17 protein-coding genes are annotated in these 18,985 nt (G+C 74.1%); 15 read left to right on the forward strand and 2 right to left on the reverse strand.

Annotated features, from left to right (window positions below; genetic code table 11):
* The first annotated feature begins 315 nt into the window (after positions 1-315).
* The 8 genes from ACFRAV_RS17525 (at position 316) to ACFRAV_RS17560 (ending at position 6,474) form a co-directional block, all read left to right on the forward strand.
* On the forward strand, positions 316-1,149 hold the full coding sequence (locus ACFRAV_RS17525; RefSeq protein WP_382556371.1) for a helix-turn-helix domain-containing protein: 834 nt from the start codon (positions 316-318) through the stop codon (positions 1,147-1,149).
* Positions 1,150-1,250: 101 nt separating this feature from the next.
* Positions 1,251-2,774: a 30S ribosomal protein S12 methylthiotransferase RimO gene (gene rimO, locus ACFRAV_RS17530; RefSeq protein WP_382556373.1), complete on the forward strand. Its 1,524-nt coding sequence runs from the start codon at positions 1,251-1,253 to the stop codon at positions 2,772-2,774.
* A complete protein-coding gene (pgsA, locus tag ACFRAV_RS17535; RefSeq protein WP_382556376.1) occupies positions 2,771-3,505 on the forward strand; it encodes a CDP-diacylglycerol--glycerol-3-phosphate 3-phosphatidyltransferase in 735 nt (244 codons plus the stop codon). The genes rimO and pgsA overlap by 4 nt, the downstream gene beginning before the upstream one ends.
* Positions 3,502-4,071 carry a CinA family protein gene (locus tag ACFRAV_RS17540; protein WP_382556378.1) on the forward strand — a complete coding sequence of 190 codons (570 nt, stop codon included), beginning with the start codon at positions 3,502-3,504 and terminating at the stop codon, positions 4,069-4,071. The genes pgsA and ACFRAV_RS17540 overlap by 4 nt, the downstream gene beginning before the upstream one ends.
* A gap of 109 nt (positions 4,072-4,180) precedes the next feature.
* The gene (locus ACFRAV_RS17545) at positions 4,181-4,561 is read left to right on the forward strand and encodes a helix-turn-helix domain-containing protein (protein ID WP_382556381.1); all 381 of its coding nucleotides are present in this window, start codon (positions 4,181-4,183) and stop codon (positions 4,559-4,561) included.
* Positions 4,562-4,712: 151 nt separating this feature from the next.
* On the forward strand, positions 4,713-5,183 hold the full coding sequence (locus ACFRAV_RS17550) for a Dps family protein (protein ID WP_382556384.1): 471 nt from the start codon (positions 4,713-4,715) through the stop codon (positions 5,181-5,183).
* An 83-nt stretch (positions 5,184-5,266) separates the two neighbouring features.
* Positions 5,267-5,503, forward strand: coding sequence for a hypothetical protein (locus ACFRAV_RS17555; protein WP_382556385.1), 237 nt, complete (start codon positions 5,267-5,269; stop codon positions 5,501-5,503).
* A 152-nt stretch (positions 5,504-5,655) separates the two neighbouring features.
* Positions 5,656-6,474 carry an Fpg/Nei family DNA glycosylase gene (locus ACFRAV_RS17560; protein WP_382556387.1) on the forward strand — a complete coding sequence of 273 codons (819 nt, stop codon included), beginning with the start codon at positions 5,656-5,658 and terminating at the stop codon, positions 6,472-6,474.
* Positions 6,475-6,588: 114 nt separating this feature from the next.
* Here the strand turns inward: ACFRAV_RS17560 and ACFRAV_RS17565 are convergent, their stop codons facing one another.
* Positions 6,589-11,400, reverse strand: coding sequence for an ATP-dependent helicase (locus tag ACFRAV_RS17565; RefSeq protein WP_382556389.1), 4,812 nt, complete (start codon positions 11,398-11,400; stop codon positions 6,589-6,591).
* A 134-nt stretch (positions 11,401-11,534) separates the two neighbouring features.
* Here ACFRAV_RS17565 and ACFRAV_RS17570 point away from each other — a divergent pair, with 134 nt between their 5' ends.
* The 7 genes from ACFRAV_RS17570 to ACFRAV_RS17600 all read left to right on the forward strand — a co-directional run bounded on the left by ACFRAV_RS17570 (position 11,535) and on the right by ACFRAV_RS17600 (position 17,107).
* Positions 11,535-12,368, forward strand: a complete 834-nt coding sequence (locus ACFRAV_RS17570) for an AzlC family ABC transporter permease (RefSeq protein WP_382556390.1) — start codon at positions 11,535-11,537, stop codon at positions 12,366-12,368.
* Positions 12,365-12,670, forward strand: coding sequence for an AzlD domain-containing protein (locus ACFRAV_RS17575; protein WP_382556393.1), 306 nt, complete (start codon positions 12,365-12,367; stop codon positions 12,668-12,670). Before ACFRAV_RS17570 ends, ACFRAV_RS17575 begins: the two co-directional genes overlap by 4 nt.
* Before the next feature lie 24 nt (positions 12,671-12,694).
* Complete coding sequence (locus tag ACFRAV_RS17580; protein WP_351117964.1) at positions 12,695-12,889, forward strand: DUF3046 domain-containing protein; 195 nt, start codon at positions 12,695-12,697, stop codon at positions 12,887-12,889.
* 138 nt (positions 12,890-13,027) lie between these two features.
* Complete coding sequence (locus ACFRAV_RS17585) at positions 13,028-14,281, forward strand: AI-2E family transporter (protein ID WP_382556497.1); 1,254 nt, start codon at positions 13,028-13,030, stop codon at positions 14,279-14,281.
* A gap of 235 nt (positions 14,282-14,516) precedes the next feature.
* Entirely contained in the window at positions 14,517-15,638 is a 1,122-nt protein-coding gene (gene recA / locus ACFRAV_RS17590; protein WP_351117963.1) for a recombinase RecA, read from the forward strand.
* A 3-nt stretch (positions 15,639-15,641) separates the two neighbouring features.
* On the forward strand, positions 15,642-16,313 hold the full coding sequence (gene recX / locus ACFRAV_RS17595) for a recombination regulator RecX (RefSeq protein WP_382556397.1): 672 nt from the start codon (positions 15,642-15,644) through the stop codon (positions 16,311-16,313).
* A gap of 95 nt (positions 16,314-16,408) precedes the next feature.
* The gene (locus ACFRAV_RS17600) at positions 16,409-17,107 is read left to right on the forward strand and encodes a hypothetical protein (RefSeq protein WP_382556399.1); all 699 of its coding nucleotides are present in this window, start codon (positions 16,409-16,411) and stop codon (positions 17,105-17,107) included.
* A 34-nt stretch (positions 17,108-17,141) separates the two neighbouring features.
* Here ACFRAV_RS17600 and ACFRAV_RS17605 read toward each other — a convergent pair whose 3' ends face one another.
* Complete coding sequence (locus tag ACFRAV_RS17605; RefSeq protein WP_382556401.1) at positions 17,142-18,857, reverse strand: FAD-dependent monooxygenase; 1,716 nt, start codon at positions 18,855-18,857, stop codon at positions 17,142-17,144.
* Positions 18,858-18,985: the final 128 nt, after the last annotated feature.

Consider the following 18,985-nt stretch of genomic DNA (forward strand, 5'->3'; position numbering starts at 1 on the left):
GCGCCGGGCCGGCCGCACCGTGCGGCGGGCGAGCGACCTTCGGGTGGTTTGGCGAGAGCCGGACGTGGAAGGGGAGCGGGAATGGGGGATCATCTAGGCGGACGCCCCGCCGGGCCCGCCCGGTACTCCGGTCGGCCGTGACCCTCCTGTAACGGGAAGCGGGGCAACCGTTCCCCGCTCACGCACGTCAAACCGGTCACAGGCGGGAGCCCACCGGCGGCCTACAAACCGTCGTCGCCCGCTTGCCCCACTCTTCGGCACCCCCCCTAGACTGAACCTCCAGCACAGGTGGCCACACCCTCGAAAGGCGCCCCCGTGTCCCTCGGCAACCCCCCAGAAGAAGAGCGTCCGTTCGAGGACGACACCGACAAGGACCGCCACGACCCGCCGTCGATCGGCGACGCCCTCCAGCGGGCGCGCACGGCGGCCGGACTGTCGGTCGAAGACGTCAGCAACGCCACCCGGGTGCGCGTCGGCATCGTGCGGGCCATCGAGGAGGACGACTTCGGCCCCTGCGGCGGCGACGTGTACGCCCGCGGTCACCTCCGCACCCTGGCCCGCGCGGTCGGGCTGGACCCGGAACCGCTGATCGCCGCCTACGGCAGGAAGCACGGCGGCCGCCCCGCGCCCACACCGGCTGCGCCGGTCTTCGAGGCGGAACGCATCCGCCCCGAGCGGCGCGGCCCGAACTGGACGGCGGCCATGGTCGCCGCCATCGTGGCCGTGATCGGCTTCGTCGGCTTCACCGCCTTCGGCGGGGACGGCGACGGCGCCGACCGCGCCCAGGTCGCCGAGGGCCCTGAGCCCAGCGTCTCGGTGACGAAGAAGCCCACCCGTGAGCCCGCCGCGCCCGAGCCCACCGAGAGCGCCATCGCCGCCGCGCCGCGCGACAAGGTCGTGGTGAAGGTGAGCGCCCCCGACGGCCGCAGCTGGATCTCCGCGAAGGACCACAACGGGCGCGTCCTGTGGGACGGCGTCCTGGAGCAGGGCGCCTCGCGCACCTTCCAGGACGACACCCGCGTCGACCTGGTCCTCGGCAACGCCGGAGCGCTCGAGCTCCACGTCAACGGCGAGAAGATCGAGGACGACTTCCGGAACGGCCAGGTGGAACGCCTGTCCTACACCAAGGGAGACCCCGCCGCCGGATAGCCGCCGCGCGGAGGACCGAGGGGAGTGCGCAGACGGGGTTGGTCCGGCCGGGCCAACCCCGTCGGCGTGGGACGCCGACGGAACGAAGTAGTCTTGAGCCCATGCCTGAACGCCGTACCGTCGCACTCGTCACCCTTGGCTGCGCCCGTAACGAGGTGGACTCGGAGGAGCTCGCAGGCCGCTTGGAGGCGGACGGCTGGGCCCTCGTGGAGAACGCCGAGGACGCGGACGTCGCCGTCGTCAACACCTGCGGTTTCGTGGAAGCCGCCAAGAAGGACTCCGTCGACGCCCTCCTCGAGGCCAACGATCTCAAGGGCCACGGCCGGACCCAGGCGGTCGTCGCTGTGGGCTGCATGGCCGAGCGGTACGGCAAGGAGCTCGCCGAGGCGCTCCCCGAGGCCGACGGCGTCCTCGGCTTCGACGACTACGCCGACATCTCCGACCGGCTGCAGACCATCCTCTCCGGCGGCGTCCACGCCGCCCACACGCCGCGCGACCGGCGCAAGCTGCTGCCGATCAGCCCCGCCGAGCGCCAGGCGGCCACCGACGTCGCCCTGCCCGGGCACGGTGCGGCCGCCGACGCCGAGCCGGCCCCGGCCGACCTCCCCGAGGGCGTGGCCCCGGCCTCCGGCCCCCGCGCCCCGCTGCGCCGCCGGCTGGACGGCGCGCCGGTGGCGTCCGTGAAGCTGGCCTCCGGCTGCGACCGGCGCTGCTCCTTCTGCGCCATCCCGTCCTTCCGCGGCTCCTTCATCTCCCGCCGCCCCGGCGACGTCCTGAACGAGACGCGCTGGCTGGCCGAGCAGGGCGTCAAGGAGGTCATGCTGGTCTCCGAGAACAACACCTCCTACGGCAAGGACCTGGGCGACATCCGCCTGCTGGAGACCCTGCTGCCGGAGCTCGCCGAGGTCGAGGGCATCGAGCGGGTGCGCGTCAGCTACCTGCAGCCCGCCGAGATGCGCCCCGGCCTGATCGACGTGCTGACCTCCACGCCGGGCGTCGTGCCGTACTTCGACCTCTCCTTCCAGCACTCGGCGCCCGCCGTGCTGCGCGCCATGCGCCGCTTCGGCGACACCGACCGGTTCCTGGAGCTGCTGGACACCATCCGAGCCAAGGCCCCCGAGGCCGGTGTGCGGTCCAACTTCATCGTGGGCTTCCCCGGCGAGAGCGAGGCGGACCTCGCCGAGCTGGAGCGTTTCCTCACCCACGCCCGGCTCGACGCGATCGGCGTTTTCGGGTACTCGGACGAGGAGGGCACCGAGGCCGCCGGGTACGAGGGCAAGCTCGACGAGGACGTCGTCGCCGAGCGACTCGCCCGGGTCTCCCGGCTGGCCGAGGAACTCGTCTCGCAGCGCGCCGAGGAGCGCGTGGGCGAGACGGTCCGGGTGCTGGTGGAGTCCGTCGACGAGGAGGACGGTGTGTACGGGCGTGCGGCGCATCAGGCGCCGGAGACCGACGGCCAGGTCCGGCTCACCGAGGCCGGCGGCCTGCGGGTCGGACAGTTCGTCGAGGCGAAGGTGATCGCCACCGAGGGCGCCGATCTGGTTGCCGAGCCGGTGGGCGGCGCGCTGCTGGGCGCCGGAGCCTTCCCCGGCGGCCGGGCGGAGCGCGCGGAGGCGACCGGATGAGCGGCGTACCGGCGTCAGCGGCGGGCGCCTCGCCCGAGACGGAGGCCCTGCCCGAGACGGAGGTCCTGATGGACGAGCCCGTCGAGCCCCTGGGCGCCCGGCCGACGGCCAAGGGCGGCAAGATCGCGGCGGCCGCCGTGAACCAGGCGAGCCTGTGGAACGTGGCCAACCTGCTCACCATGTTCCGGCTGGTGCTGGTGCCCGGGTTCGTGATGCTGATGCTGGCCCACGGCGGGTACGACCCGGCGTGGCGCTCCTTCGCGTGGGCGGCCTTCGCGGTGGCCATGTTCACCGACCTGTTCGACGGCCATCTGGCCCGTACCTACAACCTGGTCACGGACTTCGGCAAGATCGCCGACCCGATCGCCGACAAGGCGATCATGGGCGCGGCGCTGGTCTGCCTGTCCTGGCTGGACGAGCTGCCCTGGTGGGTGACGGCGGTCATCCTGGGCCGGGAGCTCGGCGTCACGGTGATCCGGTTCCTGGTCATCCGGTACGGCGTGATCCCCGCCAGCCGGGGCGGCAAGCTCAAGACGCTCGCCCAGGGCATCGCGGTGGGCATGTACATCCTGGCGCTGACCGGGTGGCTGGCCACCCTGCGCTGGTGGGTGATGGCGGTGGCGGTCGCGCTGACCGTCGTCACCGGTCTGGACTACGTCCGTCAGGCGATCGTGCTGCGCCGGCAGGGAATGGCCGAGCGCCGGGCCGCGTTGAGGGGGAGCAAGGCATGACCTCCGCGGCCGCCGAAGCCGTCCTGATGCTCACCTACCACGGGGAGACCGTCGCTGTCGCCGAGTCCCTCACCGGAGGGCTGGTAGCGGCCGAGCTGACGGAGGTTCCGGGGGCCTCGAAGGCGGTCCTGGGCTCGGTGACGGCGTACGCCACCGAGATCAAGCACCGCATCCTCGGGGTCGACGAGCAGTTGCTCGCCGAACACGGGGCGGTCGACGCGCGGGTCGCGGAGCAGATGGCGCGGGGCGTGCGGAAGGTGCTGCGCGCCGACTGGGGCATCGCCACCACCGGGGTGGCCGGACCCGAGCCCCAGGACGGGCAGCCCGTCGGCACCGTCTACGTCGCTGTCGTGGGCGGTGCGGCCGTCGGCGGGGACGCGTCCGCGGGCGGGAAAGTGCGCGCTCTGCGGTTGAACGGCACACGGGCGGAAATTCGTATGGAGAGTGTACGAAGCGTTCTCGCGCTGCTTGTGGAAGAGCTCCTCGAAGCCAAGAGGGCCGAGCAGGCGGGCCAACGGCAAGGAAATGAGCGGACACAGGATACGGAACGGAACGGGGGGATCTGATGTTTGCAGCCCTGAGTGAACACGACATCGCTCCCCGCACGGCCGCGGCGCGAGGCGGTACGGTGGGGCGAGAAGGATGCGGCTACGCGGTCCGAGGAGGGAGCCACCGATGATTCTGCTCCGTCGCCTGCTGGGTGACGTGCTGCGTCGGCAGCGGCAGCGCCAGGGCCGTACTCTGCGCGAGGTCTCTTCTTCCGCCCGGGTCTCGCTCGGTTACCTCTCCGAGGTGGAGCGCGGGCAGAAGGAAGCGTCCTCCGAACTGCTCAGTGCGATCTGCGACGCGCTGGACGTGCGCATGTCCGAACTGATGCGTGAGGTGAGCGACGAGCTCGCTCTCGCCGAACTGGCCCGGTCCGCGGCCGCAACCGACTCCTCCGCCGTACCGGCCCCGGTGCGCCCGATGCTGGGTTCCGTCTCGGTGACGGGCGTCTCCCCGGAGCGGGTCACCATCAAGGCCCCCGCGGAGGCCGTCGACGTGGTCGCGGCCTGAGCCTGGCCCGAATATGAGCCCGGCCCGAGTCTGAGCCTGGCCCGAGTCACCGGACGGGGCGTACACGCACAGGGTGCGTGTACGCCCCGTTTGCCGTGTCGGCGGGCTGCGGTCATCGTGGAGTGACACGTCGGCTGACGAGGAGCTGCGCATGTATGTCGTGAAGAGCCCTTTGCCGGACGAGGACCTCAAGGTGGTCGGGAGCGCGCTGCAGGGCGCGCTGGTCGACCTGGTGGACCTGTCGCTGGTCGCCAAGCAGGTCCACTGGAACGTCGTGGGTCCCCGCTTCCGTTCGCTGCACCTGCAGCTCGACGACGTGGTGACCAGCGCCCGAGCCCACTCCGACTCGGTGGCCGAGCGGGCCTCGGCGCTCGGGGTCTCCCCGGACGGCCGTGCGGCCACGGTGGCCTCCGGCTCGGGCATCTCCACGGTCGCGGACGGCTGGATCAAGGACGGCGACGCGGTGCGCGCCCTGGTGGACGCGCTGGGCGCCGTCATCGGGCGCATGCGTTCACGGGTCCAGGAGACGGAGCAGCCCGACCCGATCACGCAGGACCTGCTGATCGGCATCACCGCGGACCTCGAGAAGCACCACTGGATGTTCCAGGCGGAGAACGGGTAGGCCTCCGGTCCGGGCGGCCGCGGGGCAGCGGGATCGCCGTGTCGGGGCGTGAGCCGCCGTCCGGGCGGAGCGGGAGGTACCGCATGGGCGTGGCGGTGAGGGTGACGCTGGGGCTGGTGTGGTGGTGGGCCGCCCTACGGCTGGCCCTCGTCCCGCGGGCCTCCGGAGCGGTGGAGGCGGGCGTGGTGCTGGGCGGGTGGACCGTGAGCCTGCTGCCGGTGCACTGCGTCGCCAAGGAGCGGGCCACCGGTGTGGTCGTCGCCACGGGACGGTGGCTGCGGGCCTGGCGCGGGCGGGGCGCGGGGGACGAGGGCCGGTGACGCGGGGAGTCCGAGCCCCCCACCGGGACGGTCGTCCCCGGTCCGCCCGCCGGGGCGGCGAACGTGGCCGGACCCACGGGCGGTGAGTGCCCACCCGGGCTCGCCGTCGGGCGACCCCCCTTGACCGCTCCTTCGTGGGGCACCCTTGAGGCATGCCCGAAGGCGACACCGTATGGCTCACCGCGAAGCACCTGCACGACGCCCTCGCGGGCCGGGTGCTGCTCCGCAGCGACCTACGGGTGCCCCGCTTCGCCACGTCGGACCTGACCGGGCGGACCGTCCTGGAGGTCGTCGCCCGCGGCAAGCATCTGATGACCCGGCTGGAGGGTGACCTCACGCTCCACTCGCACCTGCGGATGGACGGTTCCTGGAAGGTCCTCCCCGGCGCCGGCCCCCGGCTGCGGCTCCCGGGCCCGCACCACCAGATCCGGGCGGTGCTGGGCACGGCCGAGAACACCGCCGTCGGCTACCGGCTGCCGGTGCTGGAACTGCTGCGCACCGCCGAGGAGGAGAAGGCCGTGGGGCATCTGGGGCCCGACCTGCTGGGTCCCGACTGGGACCCCGACGTCGCCCTGGCCAATCTGGCCCGGGAGCCGGACCGTCCGCTGGGCGAGGCGCTGCTGGACCAGCGCAACCTCGCGGGCATCGGCAACGTGTACAAGTGCGAGCTGTGCTTCCTGCTCGGGGTGACGCCCTGGCTGCCGTACGCGATGCTGCCGGCCGACCGGGCGGCGGCGCTGCCGGAGACGGCGCGGCGGCTGCTGGTCGCCAACCGGAACCGTCACCAGAGGCGCACGACGCCGCCGTCGCGCCCAGGCCTGCCGGAGGGGCGGCAGACGGGGCAGAACCTCTACGTCTACGGACGTGCACCGCGCCCCTGCCTGCGCTGCGGCACACCTGTCCGGCTCGCCGACCAGGACGACCGCCCCACCTACTGGTGCCCCCACTGCCAGTCGGGCCCGACACCCTAAGGCGCGCACCGCAGGGCACGCACCGCAGGGCGCGGCCCGGGAGGTGCGGGGCGCGGGTCGGCTCGGGCGCGGGTCGGATCGGCGCGGGCCGGCCGGGGCGCGGACCCGTGCCGCTCAGGCCCGTATCCGCAGGCCCCGGGGCGTGGCGACGAAGCCGGCGCCCTCCAGGACCGTGCCGGGCGGTGCGCTCAGCGCGGGCTCGCCGTTGACGCGCTCCACCGTGACGGTTCCCAGGGAGCCCGCGCGGGCGGCCTCGGCGAGCGCCTCGGCGGCCTCGCGCAGCCGGGTGTCGCGGTCGGCGGGGAGGTCCGGCTCGGCGGGCCAGGCGAGCAGGCTCTTCCCGCCCCGCTCCATGTAGAGGACCAGCTCGCCGTCGACCAGGACCACCAGGGAGCCGGCTTTGCGACCCGGCTTGTGCCCCGCGCCGCCCGGCGGCTCGGGCCAGCCGAGGGCGCCGCCGTAGGCGTTGGCGGGGTCGGCGGCGGCCAGCACCACGGCGCGGGAGCCGCCCGCGTCACGCCGGCCGCCCGGACGGCCCGCGAACCTGCCGGGGCCGCCGGACGGGTCGGCGATCGGCGCGGGACCCCACGGCTGCGGGAACCCGTCGTTGCCCCCGTCACCGCCGTCCGCGCCGCCGGGCGTCGTGCCGCCCCACGGGTCGGCGGGCGGGGACGCCTCGCCGCGCTCGCGGGCGTTGGCCGTGGCGCGCAGCCGGTCGACGGCGCCCTCCATGGCGAACTGGGCGGCGCCGAGCCCTTCCACCACGTAGCCGCGGCGGGCCTGCCCGACCTCCTCCAGGGCCGCCAGCACCCGGTAGACGGCCGAGAAGCCGCCCTCGACGCCCTCCGCGCCGACCGCCCCCCGCGTCACCACGCCGTGTCGGTCCAGCAACGTGCGGGCGAGGGCGGTGGAGCGGACGGTGGCGTCGCCCTCCCGCTCGGGCAGCAGCGACCAGCGGCCGGCCACCGTGGGCGGACCGGTGCGGGAGGCCGGACGGTGGGCCGACGCGGCGAGCGAGCCGTACCGCCCGCGGGGCACCGACCGCCTGGCGCGGTGGGCGGTCGACCCGGCCGTCCGCCCCGAGCCCAGCAGCGCCCGCATGGGGGCGAGGGTGTCGTTGGTGAGCCGGCCCGACCAGGCGAGGTCCCACAGGGCGTCCGCCAGCTGAGGGTCCGTGACGTCGGGGTGGGTGGTGGCGCGGACCTGGTCGCCGATCTGCCGGAAGAACAGGCCGTAGCCGCCGGACAGCGCCGTCAGCACCGACTCGTGAAGGGCGGTCAGCTCCAGCGGATGGGCCGGCGGGAGGAGCAGGGGCGCGGTGTCGGCGAGGTAGAGGGAGACCCAGCCGTCCTTCCCGGGCAGTGAGCCGGCGCCCGCCCAGACCAGCTCGCCGGCCGAGGTCAGCTCGTCGAGCAGCGCCGGGGTGTACCCCGTGACGCGGGAGGGCAGGACCAGCTTCTCCAGCGCGGAGGCGGGGACGGAGGCGCCCTGGAGCTGCTCGACCGCCCGGACCAGGCCGTCGATCCCGCGCAGCGTGTGGCCCCTGCCGATGTGCTGCCACTGGGGGAGGAACTGGGCGAGGGCGGCGGGCGGAGCCGGCTCGAGCTCCTCACGAAGCGCGGCGAGCGAGCGGCGGCGCAGCCGGCGCAGCACCGTGGCGTCGCACCACTCCTGGCCGATGCCCGCCGGATGGAACTCGCCCTCGACGACCCGGCCGCTCGCCGCCAGGCGGCGCAGGGCGCCCTCGGTGACCGCGACGCCCAGCCCGAACCGGGCGGCGGCCGAGGCCGAGGTGAACGGGCCGTGGGTGCGGGCGTAGCGGGCCAGCAGGTCGCCCAGCGGGTCCTTGACCGGCTCGGTGAACGCCTCGGGGACGCCGACCGGCAGGGCGGTGCCCAGGGCGTCGCGCAGCCGGCCGGCGTCCTCCACGGCGGCCCAGTGGTCGACGCCGGCGATCCGTACCCGGATGGCGCGGCGGGCCGCGGCGAGCTCCTCGGCCCAGCCCGGCTCGGCGCCCCGCTCGGCCAGCTCGGCGGCGGTGAGCGGGCCGAGCAGCCGCAGCAGGTCGGCGACGCCCTCGCCGTCCTTCACCCGCCGGTCCTCGGTGAGCCACTGCAGCTCCCGCTCCAGCTCGGCGAGCACCTCGGCGTCGAGCAGTTCGCGCAGCTCGGCCTGGCCGAGGAGCTCGGCCAGCAGCCGGGAGTCCAGGGAGAGCGCGGCGGCCCGCCGCTCGGCGAGCGGCGAGTCGCCCTCGTAGAGGAACTGGGCGACGTAGCCGAAGAGCAGGGAGCGGGCGAAGGGGGAGGGCTCGGGGGTGGTCACCTCCACCAGGCGGACCTTGCGGGACTCGATGTCGCCCATCAGCTCGGTCAGGCCGGGCACGTCGAACACGTCCTGCAAGCACTCCCGGATCGCCTCCAGGACGATCGGGAAGGAGCCGAACTCGCTCGCCACCGCGAGCAGCTGGGAGGCCCGCTGGCGCTGCTGCCACAGCGGTGTCCGCTTGCCGGGATTGCGGCGGGGCAGCAGCAGGGCGCGGGCCGCGCACTCGCGGAAGCGGGAGGCGAACAGGGCGGAACCGCCCACCTGATCGGTGACCAGCTGGGAGACGTCGCCCTGGTCGAAGGCGACGTCGGCCGCGCCCACCGGGGCCTTCTCGCCGTCGTACTCCGTGCCCGCCCGCGAAGGCTCCTGGTCCAGGAGGTCCAGGCCCATCAGGTCGGCGTCCGGCAGGCGCAGCACGATGCCGTCGTCGGCGTGCATCACCTGGGCGTCCATCCCGTACCGCTCCGACAGCCGCGCGGACAGTGCCAGTGCCCAGGGGGCGTGGACCTGCGCGCCGAACGGGGAGTGGACGACGACCCGCCAGTCGCCGAGCTCGTCGCGGAAGCGCTCGACCACGATGGTGCGGTCGTCGGGCACGTGGCCGCATGCCTGACGCTGTTCGGTGAGGTAGGCGATGATGTTGTCGGCCGCCCACGCGTCCAGGCCCGCCGCCAGCAGCCGCAGCCGGGCGTCCTCCTCGGACAGCGCGCCGACCTCGCGCAGGAACGCGCCGACGGCGCGCCCCAGCTCCAGCGGGCGGCCGAGCTGGTCGCCCTTCCAGAACGGCAGCCGGCCGGGCACGCCGGGCGCGGGCGAGACCAGCACCCGGTCCCGGGTGATGTCCTCGATCCGCCAGGAGCTGGTGCCCAGCGTGAACACGTCGCCCACCCGGGACTCGTAGACCATCTCCTCGTCGAGCTCGCCGACCCGGCCGCCGCCCTTCTTCGGGTCGGAGCCGGCGAGGAACACGCCGAACAGGCCGCGGTCCGGGATGGTGCCGCCCGAGGTGACGGCGAGCCGCTGGGCGCCGGGGCGGCCGGTGACCGTGCCGGTCACCCGGTCCCAGACCAGGCGGGGCCGCAGCTCGGCGAAGGCGTCCGAGGGGTAGCGGCCGGCCAGCATGTCGAGGACGCCGGTGAACGCGGACTCGGGCAGCGAGGCGAACGGCGCGGCCCGGCGGGCCACCGCCAGCAGATCGTCCACCTGCCAGCTGTCCACCGAGGTCATCGCGACGATCTGCTGGGCCAGGACGTCCAGCGGATTGGCCGGGACGCGCAGCGACTCGATGGCCCCGGTGCGCATCCGCTCCGTCACCACGGCGGCCTGCACCAGATCGCCGCGGTACTTGGGGAACACCACGCCGGTGGAGACCGCGCCCACCTGGTGGCCCGCGCGGCCCACGCGCTGCAGGCCGGAGGCGACGGACGGGGGCGACTCGACCTGGACGACCAGGTCGACGGCGCCCATGTCGATGCCCAGTTCCAGGCTGGAGGTGGCGACCACCGCGGGCAGCCGCCCGGCTTTCAGGTCCTCCTCCACCTGGGCGCGCTGCTCCTTGGAGACCGAACCGTGGTGCGCCCGCGCGATCACCGTGGGGGCGCCCCGCGCGGCGCCCGAACCGCCCATCAGTTCGGCGGGGGCGTGCTGCTCCGGGAGCGGCTCGCCGGTGGCGCGCTCGTAGGCGATCTCGTTGAGCCGGTTGCACAGCCGCTCCGCCAGACGGCGGGAGTTGGCGAAGACGATGGTCGAGCGGTGCGACTGGACCAGGTCGGCGATGCGCTCCTCCACGGAGGGCCAGATCGACGGCCGCTCGCCGTCCTTGCCGGCGTCCGAGGCCGGGGAGCCGCCGAGCTCGCCCATGTCCTCCACGGGGACGACCACCGAGAGGTCGAACTCCTTGCCGGACGGCGGCTGGACGATCTCCACCCGGCGCTGCGGGGAGAGGTAGCGGGCGACCTCGTCGACCGGGCGGACGGTGGCCGACAGGCCGATCCGCCGGGCCGGGCGCGGCAGCAGCTCGTCCAGCCGCTCCAGGGAGAGCGCCAGGTGGGCGCCGCGCTTGGTGCCGGCCACCGCGTGCACCTCGTCGAGGATCACCGTCTCGACGCCGGTCAGCGCCTCCCGGGTGGCGGAGGTCAGCATCAGGAAGAGGGACTCGGGGGTGGTGATCAGGATGTCCGGCGGCCGGTTGGCCAGCGAGCGGCGCTCGGCGGGCGGGGTGTCGCCGGAGCGGATGCCGACCCGGACCTCGGGCTCGGGCAGACCGAGGCGCACCGCCTCCTGCCGGATGCCGGTCAGCGGACTGCGCAGGTTGCGCTCCACGTCCACCGCGAGGGCCTTCAGCGGGGAGACGTACAGCACCCGGCAGCGCTTCTTCGGCTCGGCGGGCGGCGGGGTGGACGTCAGCTGGTCCAGGGCGGCGAGGAAGGCGGCCAGTGTCTTGCCGGAACCGGTGGGCGCCACCACCAGTACGTCCGACCCCTCGTCGATGGCCTGCCAGGCGCCGGCCTGGGCGGAGGTGGGCGCGGTGAAGGCGCCCGTGAACCAGCCGCGGGTCGCGGGGGAGAAGCCTGCCAGAGCGGGGTGGGGGGTGCCGGCCATGGATCCATCCTGCACCCCGGCACCGACAGTCGCCGCCCGCCTGCCCGGACGACCGCCGCGCGCCTGCTGTCGGACGCCTGCCCGAATATCGAACACATCGGCCCGCTCGCGGCACACCTGCCTAGGCTGCGTGCGTGGCACACGAGACAGCACACACGGAACGTCCCGAGCCCGGGGACACCGACGGCGGCAAGGCCGACGCGGCGGTGGTCCGGGACGCGCTCGGGGTCGGCGTCGCCGTGGGGCTGTCCGGCTTCGCCTTCGGAGTGACCTCCGCGGGCGCCGGACTGACCCTGTTGCAGACGTGCATGACGAGCCTGCTCATCTTCACCGGCGCGTCGCAGTTCGCCCTGGTGGGAGCACTGGCGGCAGGGGGCAACCCCTTCACGGCGGCGGCCGGGGCCTTCTTCCTGGGCGTGCGCAACGCCTTCTACGGACTGCGCCTGTCGCAGTTGCTGGCGCTGCGGCGTCCGGTGCGGCCCGTCGCGGCGCAGTGGGTGATCGACGAGACCACGGCGGTGGCCTTGGCGCAGCCCGACCGGCGGTCGGCCCGGCTCGGCTTCACGGTCACCGGCGCCACCCTCTACGTGCTGTGGAACGTGACGACGCTGCTGGGCGCGCTGGGCGCGGAGGCCCTCGGGGACACCGACGCCTGGGGCCTGGACGCCGCCGGCCCCGCGGTCTTCCTGGCCCTGCTGGCGCCGATGCTGCGCGGCACGGTGGAGCGGGCGGTGGCCGTGGTCGCGGTGGTGCTCGGGCTCGGTCTGCTGCCGGTGCTGCCGGCCGGGGTGCCGGTGCTGGTGGCGGGGCTTGCCGCGCCGCTGGTGCTGTTCGTCCAGGGGCGACGGGGCTCCCGGGACGCGAGGGCCGACGAGGCCGGTGAGGGTGCCGCCGACGACCGCGCGGGAGCGGACGCGGATGCGGGCGCGGGCACGGACGGGGCAGGGCACGGGGAGGAGCGGGAGTGAACGTCTGGATCGCGATCGGGCTGACTGCGGTGGGCTGCTACGCCGTGAAGCTGGCCGGGCTGCTGGTGCCGGCCGCCGTGCTGCAGCGACCGCTGGTGCGGCGCCTCGCGGCGCTGCTCCCGGTGGCCCTGCTGGCGGCGCTCACGGCGCAGCAGACGTTCGGCGACGGACGGGAGCTGGTGCTCGACGCCAGGGTGCTGGGCGTGGGCGCGGCGGGCGTGGCGCTGATGCTGCGGGCGCCGTTCCTGGTGGTGGTGGGCGTCGCGGTGGCCGTCACGGCGGGGGCGCGGGCGCTGGCGTGACCCGTGGGGGCGGATACTGGAGGCATGCGGTTGACGGTCTTCTGGCAGCGGATGGCGGATCACTTCGGTCCGGGGTACGCCGACTCCTTCGCGCGCGACCATGTGATGGCGGAGCTGGGCGGGCGCACCGTCCACCAGGCTCTGGACGCCGGCTGGGAGGCCAAGGACGTGTGGCGGGCGGTGTGCGCCACCATGGGCGTCCCGCCGGAAAAGCGCTGAATCGCCGAGAAGTGTTCCCACCGCTGCGGGGTGGGCGAGACTTGGGGCGTGACAGGGCCTGAGGGGACGCGGAGCAGCAGGGAGGCGGACGTGACGGCGGCCGCCACGGACGCCGGAGTGCCGCCCCAGCGGCCCGAGGTGCCACCGCCCCCCGTCGCCGACGCGCCGACCGGCGCCGTGCCCCCGGCGGCCTCCCCGGACGCCGTCTCGCGGCCCGCCGGTGACGAGCCGGGCACGGCGGCGGACGGAAGCCGTGCCGCCCGGATGCCCCGGTGGCTGCCGCGGGCCATGGTGCTCGCGCTGTCCCTGGTCGCCGTCTTCCAGCTGGGCAGCTGGGCCTTCCACCGGCTGACCGGCCTGCTGATCAACGTGCTGATCGCCTTCTTCCTGGCGCTCGCCATCGAGCCCGCGGTCAGCTGGATGGCCTCCCGCGGGATCCGGCGGGGCGTGGCGGCCTGCCTGGTCTTCCTCGGCGTGCTGGCCGGCACGGCCGGCTTCGTCACGCTGATGAGCACGATGCTCGCCGACCAGGTCATCCGGATCATCGAGGACTTCCCCGGCTACCTGGACTCGGTGATCAACTGGATCAACGTCCACTTCGACACCGAACTGCGCCGGGTCGACGTCCAGGAGAGCCTGCTCAGCTCGGACCGCCTGCGCAAGTACGTCGAGGACAGCGCCAGCGGGGTGCTGGACGTGTCCGCGCAGGTCCTCGGCGGCCTGTTCCAGCTGCTGACGGTCACCCTGTTCTCCTTCTACTTCGCCGCCGACGGCCCCCGCCTGCGGCGCGCGCTGTGCTCCGTGCTGCCCCCCGCCAAGCAGGCCGAGGTGCTGCGCGCCTGGGAGATCGCCGTCGACAAGACCGGCGGCTACATCTACTCGCGGGGCCTGATGGCGCTGATCTCCGGCCTGGCCCACTACGTCCTGCTGCAGGCCCTGGGTGTGCCCTACGCGCCGGTGCTGGCGGTGTGGGTGGGCCTGGTGTCGCAGTTCATCCCGACCATCGGCACCTATCTCGCGGGCGCGCTGCCGATGCTGATCGCCTTCACCGTGAATCCCTGGTACGCGCTGTGGGTGCTGGTCTTCGTGGTGGTGTACCAGCAGTTCGAGAACTACCTGCTGCAGCCGAAGCTGACCGCGAGGACCGTGGACATCCACCCGGCGGTCGCCTTCGGGTCGGTGATCGCCGGCACCGCGCTGCTCGGCGCGGTCGGCGCGTTGATCGCGATCCCGGCGGTGGCCACCCTGCAGGCGTTCCTGGGCGCCTACGTGAAGCGGTACGACGTGACGGACGACCCGCGGGTGCACGACCGTCCGCGCGGGGCGGAGGACGAGGCCGCCCGGGGGCTGTTCCGCCGGGCCCGGGGGCTCCGGCGCGGTTCCCGGGTGTGAAGCCGGCGGGACCGGGCACGCCCTCGGCATGATTTGACACGAAAATCGAACAGGCATTCTTATGGGGCTGCCGGTGGTCCTCGGGCATCCGTCTCGCAGCGGTACTTCTGTACGGTTTGAGGTGAGATGTGCCCGAGTTTTCCACAGGGTGGACGGGCGTCGGGGCGCGTTGTCAGTGGCAGGCGTTAGCGTCTTTGACGTGAAGCGATCGACTCAAGCAAACCGGGTGGAACCCATGGCAGGAACCGACCGCGAGAAGGCGCTGGAAACAGCCCTCGCGCAGATTGAACGGCAATTCGGCAAGGGCGCGGTCATGCGTATGGGCGACCGCACCCAGGAGCCCATCGAGGTCATCCCGACCGGCTCGACCGCCCTGGACGTGGCGCTCGGCGTCGGCGGCCTGCCGCGCGGCCGAGTGGTGGAGATCTACGGCCCCGAGTCCTCCGGCAAGACCACGCTGACCCTGCACGCGGTGGCGAACGCGCAGAAGGCCGGCGGCCAGGTGGCGTTCGTCGACGCGGAGCACGCGCTCGACCCCGAGTACGCCCGCAAGCTCGGCGTGGACGTCGACAACCTCATCCTCTCGCAGCCCGACAACGGCGAGCAGGCGCTGGAGATCGTGGACATGCTGGTCCGCTCTGGCGCGCTCGACCTGATCGTCATCGACTCCGTCGCGGCGCTGGTCCCGCGCGCGGAGATCGAGGGCGAGATGGGCGACAGCCACGTGGGTCTGCAGGCCCGTCTGATGAGCCAGGCGCTGCGGAAGATCACCAGCGCGCTCAACCAGTCCAAGACCACGGCGATCTTCATCAACCAGCTCCGCGAGAAGATCGGCGTCATGTTCGGCTCCCCGGAGACCACGACCGGTGGCCGGGCGCTGAAGTTCTACGCCTCGGTGCGTATCGACATCCGCCGCATCGAGACCCTGAAGGACGGCACGGACGCGGTCGGCAACCGCACCCGCTGCAAGGTGGTCAAGAACAAGGTGGCCCCGCCCTTCAAGCAGGCCGAGTTCGACATCCTCTACGGCCAGGGCATCAGCCGCGAGGGCGGCCTGATCGACATGGGCGTCGAGCACGGCTTCGTCCGCAAGGCCGGCGCCTGGTACACGTACGAGGGCGACCAGCTCGGCCAGGGCAAGGAGAACGCCCGCAACTTCCTCAAGGACAACCCCGCCCTGGCGGAGGAGATCGAGCGGAAGATCAAGACCAAGCTCGGCGTCATCAAGCCGACCGAGGAGGAGGCCGCCGCGGCCGCCACCGAGCCGGCCGCCGAGGAGGGCGCGGACGCCGCGAAGGCCGTTCCGGCTCCCGCCACCCGGGCCACCAAGGCCAAGGCCGCGGCGGCCAAGGGCTGATCCGTGACGCGCCGAACCGAATGGGCCGGAGAGACCGGCCCCGACGACACCGAGGCCGGCCCGCCCGGTCCGGCCCGTCGTCCCGGTCGCGGCAGTCGCAAGGGCCGCGGGACGCGCGGCGAGCAGGTCGATCGCATCGCTCACGACGGTGACCGTGGGGATCCGGCCGAGCGGGCGCGGGGCATCTGCCTGCGCCTGCTCACCGGGTCCCCGCGGACCCGCAAGCAGCTCGCCGACGCCCTGCGCAAGCGGGAGATCCCCGACGACGTCGCCGAGGAGGTGCTCACCCGGTTCGAGGAGGTGGGCCTGATCGACGACGGCGCCTTCGCCGGCGCGTGGGTGGAGTCCCGGCACCACGGCCGGGGCCTGGCCCGGCGCGCCCTCGCCCGCGAGCTGCGGACCAAGGGCGTGGACTCCTCGCTGATCGACGAGGCGGTCTCCCAGCTCGACAGCGAGCAGGAGGAGGCCACCGCCCGCGACCTCGTCGCCCGGAAGCTGCGCTCCACCCGAGGGCTGGACCGCGACAAGCGGATACGCCGCCTCGCCGGGATGCTCGCCCGCAAGGGCTACCCGGAGGGCCTGGCCCTGCGCGTGGTCCGCGAGGCCCTGGAGACCGAGGGGGAGGAGCTGGAGTTCGACGAGTACTCTGGCATGTCCGGGGACGACGCCTACTGAGCGGTCCGCGCGGTCGGCCGTCCGAGTACCTGAGCGCGTCCCGTTGAGTACGCGTACTCACGTGGGGCGGTACCACCCGTCCGCAGACTGTGCGCATGACAAAGATCGCGTCCCCCGCAGCCGCTGTGACCACCGACGCCACCACGGAGAACGCACGGGGCTTCCGCCGCACGGGCCGACTGCTCGCGGTGACGGCTCTCGCGTCCCTGGTCCTCTCCGCCTGCGGCAGCCAGGCCGGCACCGCCGAGGCCCGCCGGAGCGCCGGTGAGCGGTCGCAGTCGGCCGCTGTCGCCGCTGCCGGGCGCTCCGCCTCCGCCCCGCCCGCCGCGTTCACCGGGATGCTGGACGAGGTCGCCCGGGGCTGCCCCGCGTCCCGCGAGGGCTCGGTGACGGACGACGCGCCCGAGCCGAAGGAGACGGTGACACCCCTGCCCGAGGGATTCGTCGAGCCTCAGGTGGACAGCGCCCAGTCCGGTCTCGAGCTGAGCCCTTACGAGTGGTGTGCCGGCCACCGCCACGTCCAGCGGGTGACGCAGTCCGTCGCGGCGATCGAGAAGCGCACGCCCGAGGGCGTGCGGGCCGCCCTGAACGACCTCGGGTACGTCGACGAGCGGATCCTCGGTCCCGAGCGGACAGGAGGGAAGATCCACTTCCTCCTGGACCTGCGCGTCGACGGCGGCGAGCTCTGCCTGTGGGGCGAGGTGGGCGGCGGCGAGCCCTACGTCGAACTGTTCGCGGACACCGACGCCAAGCCCTCGTTCAGCCCGGACCCCCGGTGGGCGCCTCAGGACTGACCATCGAGGGCCCGCCCTCGCCGTGCGCTCGTGATCAAGACACCTGGCGTGCCCCCGCCCGTTCCGTCTCCGGCTCGGGCGTGGCCGGGCCCGGAACCGTCAGGTTCCCGCCGGTCGCCGCCTCGGCCGCGGCCCGCAGCTGCTGCGGGCGGACGCCCGACAGCGCGGTGACCAGACGGCCGTCCGGCCGCACCAGCAGCACGGTGTGCGCCGGGGCCCCCGGATACGCCTCGGTGACCAGCAGTTCCGCGGGCGCCGGCAGGGTCCGCACCGCCTCGGCGAGGGCGGGCATGATGCCCGCGCCCGCCCAGTGCCGCCGCTCCCACACCCCGGTGCCGGGCGCGACCAGCACCACCGACAGCGTGCCGCGGTCCAGCCGCTCCCACAGCCCGGTGGTGGAGCCGTCCTCCGCGGTGACCCGTGCGTCATGCACCAGTTCGCCGGGTGCCGTGTCCACCACCACGTCCGCGTCCGTCGGTGTGGGCATCAGCGGTGACGACCCGTAGCGTCCCGGCCCGCCGAGAGCGCCGCGTCCGAGATGACCGTCGACCAGCAGGGCGTCCTGGGCGCGCGCCGTCCCCGGCACGTAGCTGCGCAGCCCGCCGCCGCGCAGTATCGGCAGCGCCTGGTCGGCGGCGCGCAGCCGGCCGGACACCGCCGCCCGCCGCTCCGCCTGGTAGGTGTCCAGCAGTGCCTCGGGCGCCTTGCCCCGCCGGACGAAGGCCAGCTTCCAGGCGAGGTTCTCCGCGTCCCGCAGACCCTCCTCGAGGCCCTGGCCGCCCAGTGAGCCGAGCAGGTGGGCGGCGTCCCCGGCCAGGAAGGCCCGGCCCCGCCGCCACCGCCGGGCGAGCCGGTGGTGGACCGTGTGCACCCCGGTGTCCAGCAGTTCGTAGGGCGGCGGCAGGTCGGAGTCGTCCCAGCCGGCCAGCGTCTCGCGCACCAGCGCCACCAGCACGTCGGCGGTGACCAGGTCGGCCGCCGGGTCGCGGGGCGGCGGCATCAGCCAGTCCAGCCGCCACGCCCCGTCCGGCAACGGGCGCCCCACCACCTCGCCGGCGAACGGCGCCGACGACCGCCACGGCGGGGTGCGGTGCAAGGTCGCGGTGCCCGGCAGGGGCAGGTCGACGCGCAGCGTCGCCACCGCGTGCCGCTCCACCGCGGTACGGCCGGGGAAGCGGATGTCGAGCAGCTTGCGCACCGTGGACCGGGCGCCGTCGCAGCCGACCAGGTGGGTGCCCTGCCACCAGGTGCCGTGCGCCGAGCGGGCCCGGGCACGGACCTGGGACGCGTCCTGCTCCAGCGCGTCGAGCCGGCTCTCCGGGACCAGGGTGACCAGTGGTTCCCGCACGGCCGCCGCGCGCAGCGCGCCGGTCAGCGCGTGCTGGGGGAGGTGCAGCGGGGCGCCGTCGCCGGACCGTGCGCCGCCGTCGGCCGTCCCGTGGGACGTGCCGAAGGTGGTCTCGAAGGTCGCCTCGAAGGCGGTCCGGCGGCCGCGCAGCGCGCGCCAGCCGCTCCAGCGCAGCCCCAGCCGGTCGAATCCTCCGCCGGTGATCCGGGTGATCAGCGCCGCGGTGTCCGGATGCAGCACCACCGTGCGGGCCGGACGCGGCTCCGCGCCGCCCTGTCCCTCGTCGAGGACCACCGAGGGGACCCCCTGGCGCGCGAGCGCGAGCGCGAGGGTGAGCCCCACCGGTCCCGCGCCCACGACGAGCACAGGGGCGGAGGGGGGTGGGGCAGAGTGCGCGATCACATGGTTATGCAACCCATTGCGGGTGTCCGCGTCAAGCGACGGAGGCAGTGGCGGGTCCGCCACTGCCTCCGTCGGATGCTTCCCGTGCCACCTGGGCACTTTCGGGGCTGACGTTGCGTCAGTTCCGG

The sequence above is a fragment of the Streptomyces sp. NPDC056600 genome (assembly GCF_042792855.1).
GTDB lineage: Bacteria > Actinomycetota > Actinomycetes > Streptomycetales > Streptomycetaceae > Streptomyces.